6 protein-coding genes are annotated in these 6573 nt (G+C 61.1%); 2 read left to right on the top strand and 4 right to left on the bottom strand.

Annotated elements, in window-relative coordinates; translation table 11 throughout:
- Nucleotides 1-138 precede the first annotated feature (138 nt).
- Genes HJ536_RS04545 through msrP form a run of 3 tightly spaced genes read right to left on the bottom strand, consistent with a single transcriptional unit; the run spans nucleotide 139 to nucleotide 2281 of the window.
- Nucleotides 139-729, bottom strand: coding sequence for a VPLPA-CTERM sorting domain-containing protein (locus tag HJ536_RS04545; RefSeq protein WP_177156811.1), 591 nt, complete (start codon nucleotides 727-729; stop codon nucleotides 139-141).
- A gap of 59 nt (nucleotides 730-788) precedes the next feature.
- Nucleotides 789-1382, bottom strand: a complete 594-nt coding sequence (gene msrQ, locus HJ536_RS04540; RefSeq protein WP_177156810.1) for a protein-methionine-sulfoxide reductase heme-binding subunit MsrQ — start codon at nucleotides 1380-1382, stop codon at nucleotides 789-791.
- Nucleotides 1382-2281, bottom strand: a complete 900-nt coding sequence (gene msrP, locus HJ536_RS04535; RefSeq protein ID WP_177156809.1) for a protein-methionine-sulfoxide reductase catalytic subunit MsrP — start codon at nucleotides 2279-2281, stop codon at nucleotides 1382-1384. Before msrP ends, msrQ begins: the two co-directional genes overlap by 1 nt.
- A 177-nt stretch (nucleotides 2282-2458) precedes the next feature.
- Between msrP and HJ536_RS04530 the strand changes: the two genes are divergently transcribed.
- Nucleotides 2459-2899 (top strand): DUF302 domain-containing protein, encoded by a 441-nt coding sequence (locus tag HJ536_RS04530; protein WP_177156808.1) that lies wholly within the window; start codon nucleotides 2459-2461, stop codon nucleotides 2897-2899.
- 48 nt (nucleotides 2900-2947) lie between these two features.
- On the opposite strand, the gene clpB is transcribed toward HJ536_RS04530, so the two are convergent.
- A complete protein-coding gene (gene clpB, locus HJ536_RS04525; protein WP_177156807.1) occupies nucleotides 2948-5566 on the bottom strand; it encodes an ATP-dependent chaperone ClpB in 2619 nt (872 codons plus the stop codon).
- A gap of 180 nt (nucleotides 5567-5746) precedes the next feature.
- Between clpB and pyrF the strand changes: the two genes are divergently transcribed.
- Complete coding sequence (gene pyrF / locus HJ536_RS04520; RefSeq protein WP_176852217.1) at nucleotides 5747-6460, top strand: orotidine-5'-phosphate decarboxylase; 714 nt, start codon at nucleotides 5747-5749, stop codon at nucleotides 6458-6460.
- The last annotated feature ends 113 nt before the right edge of the window (nucleotides 6461-6573 follow it).

Below are 6573 nucleotides of genomic sequence, written 5' to 3'. Positions count from 1 at the left end.
GCCGGGGGGAGTCGCAACCCCAAAAACAGAGAAAAATGACAGAAAGCCGAAAAAAGTTTGGACACCACCGAAAACACCCAATTTCGAAGCAATAACAAAAGGGGAGAGCACCGCTCTCCCCTCTCACGCATGCCTATATCAGGCCAGTTTCCCTCGACGTCCCCATAGGCCCGCCCCTAGCAGCCCTGTCAGCAACAGGAGGCCGCTTGCGGGCAGCGGGATTGGCGGCGGGGTGTAGGCCTCGAACACCATGTTATAGAGGATTGTCTCGGCGCCGATGTTGTTGCTCGCGAAATCCACGTCCAGCGTGAAGCGTGTTCCCTTGGAAATGATGATCCCGGAATCGGTCACATCCAGCGTGCCATAGGAATAGAGCGGGAACTCCAGCCCATCGCGGACAACCTCGTTTTCGACGAGGATAGAGAACGGCAGCAGGTGACCCGATGCGGACAGTTTGGCCGACTTGCCGTTTACAGACAGAATTTGAATGGCCTCGGTCGCCACAGCCTGAAGCGCATGCATTTGCTGGTAGCCGAATTTCAGACCCGTCGCGGGAAAGAATTTATCCCCCAGATAGGACGAACCCCAAAATGTCAGGCCCACGCCATCAACGGTGACCGTGGTCGTCATCTTATCAGACGAAAACGCTGACGAAGAAAAATTAACCGTCGATGCCATCGCGGTTTGGCAAAAGGCCAGCAACGCTGCGGCCAAAACTAGAACTCTCATGACTTGCGCCCCCAGTTACATGACGCAAGCGTTCTACGACGGGGCTTTTTAATATTCCCTTACCGGCGGAGATATAGTGGCGTGCGCCGGACCCCGACCAGCACCAGCACGACCACCAGATAGATCATCGGCTCCAACTGGAACCCTTTGGCCTGCAGGATCATGTGGATGGCGGCCAGAATAACGGCGGGATAGACCAGCCAATGCAGCTGCCGCCACTTGCTGCCAAGCTTGCGGATCGACCAGTCGTTCGAGGTCAGCGCCAGCGGCAACAGCAGCAGCATCGCCACCATCCCCACCGTCACATAGGGACGCTTCACGATATCCGCCCAAATTTGCGAGGGGATTTGCACGTCCAGCACCAGCCAAGTCAGGAAGTGCACCAGCACATACATGAACGCCAACACCCCGATCGGGCGGCGCAGTTTCAGCAGCCGCAAGGGGGTGTTCCTCTGAATCGGCGAGATGCACAGCCCCGCAATCAGCAACCACAACGCCCACAGCCCCAAGCGATGCTCGATCGCATCCACCGGATCGGGGCCAAGCGCATTCTGGAACCCTTGGACATAGAGCCACACCACAGGGACCGCACCCAGAAGGTACAGAGCCCAATTGGGGATCTGCCGGACGCGGCTGTTGATCTGTTGGATCATCAGAAGTTCTTTCGCAGATCCATCGCTTCGTAAAGGGACGCGACTTCGTCATAGCCGTTGAACATCAGGGTCGGCTCGCGGCGGGCGAAAAGGCCCCCGCCGATGCGGCGTTCGGTGGCTTGGGACCAGCGGGGGTGATCCACCTGAGGGTTCACGTTGCTATAAAAGCCGTATTCCCGCGCGTTCGCCATGTTCCAACTGGTTTTGGGCTGCTTGTCGGTCAGGGTAATGCGGGTGATCGACTTGATGTACTTGAAGCCATATTTCCACGGCACCACCAAGCGGATCGGGGCGCCGTTCTGGTTCGGCATGGGTTTACCGTAAATTCCGGTGGCCAGCAGGGTCAGGGGATGGCGCGCCTCGTCCAGACGCAGGCCCTCGCGGTAGGGCCAGTCCAGCACGGGGAAACGGGTGCCCGGCATTTCTTCGGGACGGTAGAGGGTTTCAAAGGCCACGTACTGAGCTTCGGGCTTTACCCCGACCAGATCCAGCAGATCGGCCAGCTCGAACCCGTTCCACGGCACCACCATCGACCAGGCCTCGACGCAGCGGAAACGGTAGATGCGCTCCTCGGTCGTCATCTGAGGGATCAGATCGGACAGGACATAATCGCCGGGCTTTTCCACCAGACCGTCGATCTTGATGGTCCACGGGTCCGTGGTCAGCTGGCCGGCGTTGCGGGCGGGGTCCTCTTTGCCGGTGCCGAATTCATAATAGTTGTTGTAGCTGGTGATATCCTCATAGGAGTTCGGCTCCAGCCCTGTTGCCGCGCGCAAGGGGGCCGCGGTCAGCCCCAGCCCCATCGCAGCCGCGCCCGCCATCACTTGGCGGCGGTTCAGGAACATCGCTTCGGGGGTCACGTCAGCGGTCGTCAGGGTGTTGCGCCAGCGGTTGGCCATGGGGATCTCCTCGGGAATGTTGGGACAGACATAGCACCGCAGCCGCTTTGGACCAAAAAACAGGTTTTCACACTGTCGTAAGGGCATTGAAACGTTGTCGCACCCGATTGCCAGCGCGCCCTGCCCCGTGCCAAGTTATTCACGAACGCGAATTTGTTCGCGCGGGGGAGGAGACCCATGAAACACCTGATGACTGCCGCCCTGATTGCGGCCGCCTCGGCCTGCGCCGCCGAAGAGCCTGTGACATATACCACGGACCAAAGCTTCGAGGATGTCACCTTTGGGCTGGAAAGCGCGATCATCGACGCGGGGCTGGTGGTGGACCACATCAGCCATACCGGCGAAATGCTAGAGCGCACCCGCGCGGATGTCGGATCGGATGTGGTGCTGTTTCAGGCCGCTGACGTGTATAGCTTTTGCTCGGCCAGCGTGTCCCGCAGCGTGATGGAGGCAGACCCCATGAATGTGATGTACTGCCCCTATGACATCTTTGTCGCCGTGCTGGCGGACAAACCGGACGAAACGATCATCGGCTTCCGCCCCTATCCCGAGGGGCCGATGCAAGAGGTCCAGTCCCTGCTGGACGGCATCGCCCGCGCCGCCATCGGGATGGAGTGAAACGACAAAGGCCCCGACACATCGTCGGGGCCTTCGTTTTTCTAGCGCTTAGTGGACGACCGCATCATCCGGCTTGGGCCGATTGCTGGCCCCGACGCGATCGCCGATCAGCAGACCATCGGCACCGGCACTGACCACAACCACGCTGTCGTCGCGCACCTCGCCGCCAAGGATCATCTCGGCCAGCGGATCTTGCAGCGCACGCTGGATCACGCGCTTCAGCGGGCGGGCACCGAACACCGGATCGTAGCCTTCGTCGGCCAGCCACTTGCGCGCGCCCTCGTCCAGTTGCAGCGAGATCTTGCGTGCAGCCAGACGTTTCTCGAGACGACGCAGCTGGATGGTGACGATGCCGTCCATGTCCGCACGGCCCAGACGGTCAAAGATGATCGTCTCGTCCAGACGGTTCAGGAACTCGGGGCGGAAGTGTGCCCGCACCGCATCCATCACGTCACGCTTCGCATCAGCGGCATCCGCGCCATCGGGCAGAGTGCTCAGCGCGTGGGCCCCAAGATTCGACGTCAGAATGATCAACGTCTGCTTGAAGTCCACCGTCCGGCCTTGGCCATCGGTCAGCACGCCATCGTCCAGAACCTGCAGCAGCACGTTAAAGACATCGGGGTGTGCCTTCTCGACCTCGTCGAACAGGACCACCTGATAGGGACGGCGACGGACAGCTTCGGTCAGAACACCACCCTCATCATAGCCGACATAGCCCGGAGGGGCACCGATCAGACGGCTGACCGCGTGTTTCTCCATGAACTCGGACATGTCGATGCGAACCATCGCGTTGTCGTCGTCAAAGAGGTACTCGGCCAGAGCCTTGGTCAGCTCGGTCTTACCCACACCCGTCGGCCCGAGGAACAAGAAGCTACCCAGCGGGCGGTTCTCGTCGTTCAGACCGGCGCGGGCACGGCGCACAGCGTTCGACACGGCCTTGACCGCCTGACGCTGACCGATAACGCGGCGTCCCAGCTCCTCTTCCATCTTGAGCAACTTTTCACGCTCGCCTTCCAGCATCTTGGTGGTCGGGATACCCGTCCAACGCTCCACGACCTGAGCGATCTGCTCGGGGCGCACAGCCTCTTCGACCATGACACCGTCGGCTTCTGCGGTCTCGGCCTCTCCCAGCTGTTTTTCCAGCTGAGGGATGACGCCATAAGACAGCTCGCCGGCACGGGCCAGATTGCCTTCGCGTTTGGCCTGCTCCAGTTCGGCGCGGGCACGGTCCAGCTTTTCTTTCAGGTCACGGGCACCAGCCAGCTTGTCGCGCTCTGCCTGCCAACGGGCGGTCAGTTCGGCACTGCGGTCTTGCAGGTCGGCCAGTTCCTTTTCCAACTTCTCGAGGCGGTCGCGCGAGGCATCGTCATCCTCTTTCTTCAGCGCTTCAGCTTCGATCTGCTTTTGCAGGATCTCGCGGTCGATGGCGTCCAGTTCCTCGGGCTTGCTGTCCACAGCCATGCGCAGACGGCTGGCGGCTTCGTCCATCAGGTCGATGGCCTTGTCCGGCAGGAAGCGGTCCGTGATGTAGCGGTGCGACAGGGTTGCCGCCGCCACAAGGGCCGAGTCGCTGATCCGCACACCGTGGTGCAGCTCGTACTTCTCTTTGATGCCGCGCAGGATACTGATGGTATCTTCGACCGTGGGTTCCTCGACCACCAAGGGCTGGAACCGGCGGGCCAGAGCCGCATCCTTTTCGATGTACTTGCGGTACTCGTCCAGCGTGGTTGCGCCGACGCAGTGCAGTTCACCCCGAGCCAGCGCAGGCTTGATCAGGTTGGCCGCATCCATCGCGCCGTCGGTTTTCCCCGCACCGACCAGAACGTGCATCTCGTCGATGAACAGGATGATCTCGCCAGCGGCAGAGGTCACCTCGTTCAGGACGGCTTTCAGACGCTCTTCGAATTCACCGCGGTATTTCGCACCGGCGATCAGCGCGCCCATGTCCAGCGCAAGCAGCTTCTTGTTGCGCAGGGATTCAGGCACGTCACCGTTCACGATCCGCAGGGCAAGGCCCTCGGCAATCGCGGTTTTACCCACGCCCGGTTCACCGATCAGAACAGGGTTGTTCTTGGTCCGACGAGACAGAACTTGCATCGCACGGCGGATTTCCTCGTCCCGGCCAATGATCGGGTCGATTTTGCCGTCGGCTGCGCGCTGGGTCAGATCGGCCGCGTATTTCTTCAGGGCGTCATAACCCTCTTCGGCCGACGCGCTGTCTGCGGTGCGTCCTTTGCGAATGTCGTTAATGGCTTCGTTCAGCTTCTGAGCGGTCACCTTGCCCGCATCAAGGGCGTCCTTGGCTTTGGTCTGCACCAAGGCCAGCGCCATCAGGATACGTTCGACGGGGACAAAACTGTCACCGGCTTTCTTGGCGATGGTTTCTGCTTCGGCCAGCACTTTGGCGGTGGTCTGAGCCATATAGGTCTGACCAGCGTCGCCGCTGACTTTGGGCAGCTTGGCCACGGCCAGATCGACGGCCTGACGCACTTGGTTCGCCTGACCACCGGAACGGTTGATCAAGTTGGCGGCCAAGCCCTGGTCGTCATCCATCAGAGCCTTCAGCAGGTGCTCGGGGGTCAGTTGCTGGTGCCCCTCGCGCATGGCAATCGTCTGCGCGGCCTGAAGGAAACCACGCGACCGCTCCGTGAACTTTTCAAGGTTCATGGCAGTTCTCCTCTATATAAGCGCCCGATTACGGCGATGCCCGCTAAGCGGCACATCATGTTGTGGGCCTCTGGGAAAAAGATGGAGACCACACGCATGGGTTTCAAGGGGTCAGACACCCTTGACCCCCGGATTTTCACGGCGCATCAAGGGCGAAATCCACCTACAGGAGACTCTGCCATGATCGCCGATGACCGCCTCATCGTCGCACTAGACGTGCCGAACGCAATCGAAGGACTGAAAGTTGCCGAAACCCTCGGGGATGCTGTCAGTTTCTATAAAATCGGACTGGGGATGCTGACCGGTGGTGGCCTTGCGCTGGCCAACGAGCTGAAGGACGAGCACGGCAAGAAGATCTTTCTGGATATGAAGCTGTTCGACATCGGCCAGACCGTCGAGAACGCGGTGCGCGGGCTGGCGCAGTTCAATCTGGATTTCCTGACCGTTCACGGCGACCCCTATGTGGTGAAGGCCGCCAAAGAGGGCGCGGCTGGCAGCAACATGAAAATTCTGGGTGTGACGATCCTGACCTCGCTGGATCGGGGTGATCTGGACGGCGCGCTGATCAAGGACGGCGCCATCGACGATCTGGTGGTCGAGCGCGCGGGCCGTGCCTTTGACGCTGGCGCGGACGGCATCATCTGTTCGCCCAACGAAGCGGCGCGCATCCGTGCCCTGCCGGAATCCGCTGGCCGCCTGATCGTCACCCCCGGCGTGCGCCCTGCGGGCAGTGCCACCGATGACCAGAAGCGTATCGCGACCCCCGCCATGGCCGTGGAAAGCGGCGTGGACCACATCGTCTGCGGCCGTCCGATCTGGCGCGCGGCTGATCCGCGTCAGGCAGCTTTGGACGTGGTGGCAGAGATGCGCGCCGCGGCGGCTCCGAACGCCTGAGTTTGGCGCTGACGCGCCACGGCCTGCGGCCGGTTGGGTATTTTTGCCAAGATGAAGGAGGCGGGTGCCATTAGGCGTCCGCCTCTCTTATATTTGCTGCCGGAGGTGGGGTC

Origin of the sequence: Donghicola mangrovi (genome assembly GCF_013377535.1) — a bacterium.
GTDB lineage: Bacteria > Pseudomonadota > Alphaproteobacteria > Rhodobacterales > Rhodobacteraceae > Donghicola > Donghicola mangrovi.
The sequence above is the reverse complement of the archived record's forward strand: the minus strand, read 5'-3'. Positions and strand labels throughout refer to the sequence as shown.

What these genes read in the sequence shown, in the direction of transcription:
- HJ536_RS04545 (WP_177156811.1), bottom strand. Translation starts at nt 729, where the DNA reads ATGAGAGTTCTAGTTTTGGCCGCAGCGTTGCTGGCCTTTTGCCAAACC.
- msrQ (WP_177156810.1), bottom strand. Translation starts at nt 1,382, where the DNA reads ATGATCCAACAGATCAACAGCCGCGTCCGGCAGATCCCCAATTGGGCT.
- msrP (WP_177156809.1), bottom strand. Translation starts at nt 2,281, where the DNA reads ATGGCCAACCGCTGGCGCAACACCCTGACGACCGCTGACGTGACCCCC.
- HJ536_RS04530 (WP_177156808.1), top strand. Translation starts at nt 2,459, where the DNA reads ATGAAACACCTGATGACTGCCGCCCTGATTGCGGCCGCCTCGGCCTGC.
- clpB (WP_177156807.1), bottom strand. Translation starts at nt 5,566, where the DNA reads ATGAACCTTGAAAAGTTCACGGAGCGGTCGCGTGGTTTCCTTCAGGCC.
- pyrF (WP_176852217.1), top strand. Translation starts at nt 5,747, where the DNA reads ATGATCGCCGATGACCGCCTCATCGTCGCACTAGACGTGCCGAACGCA.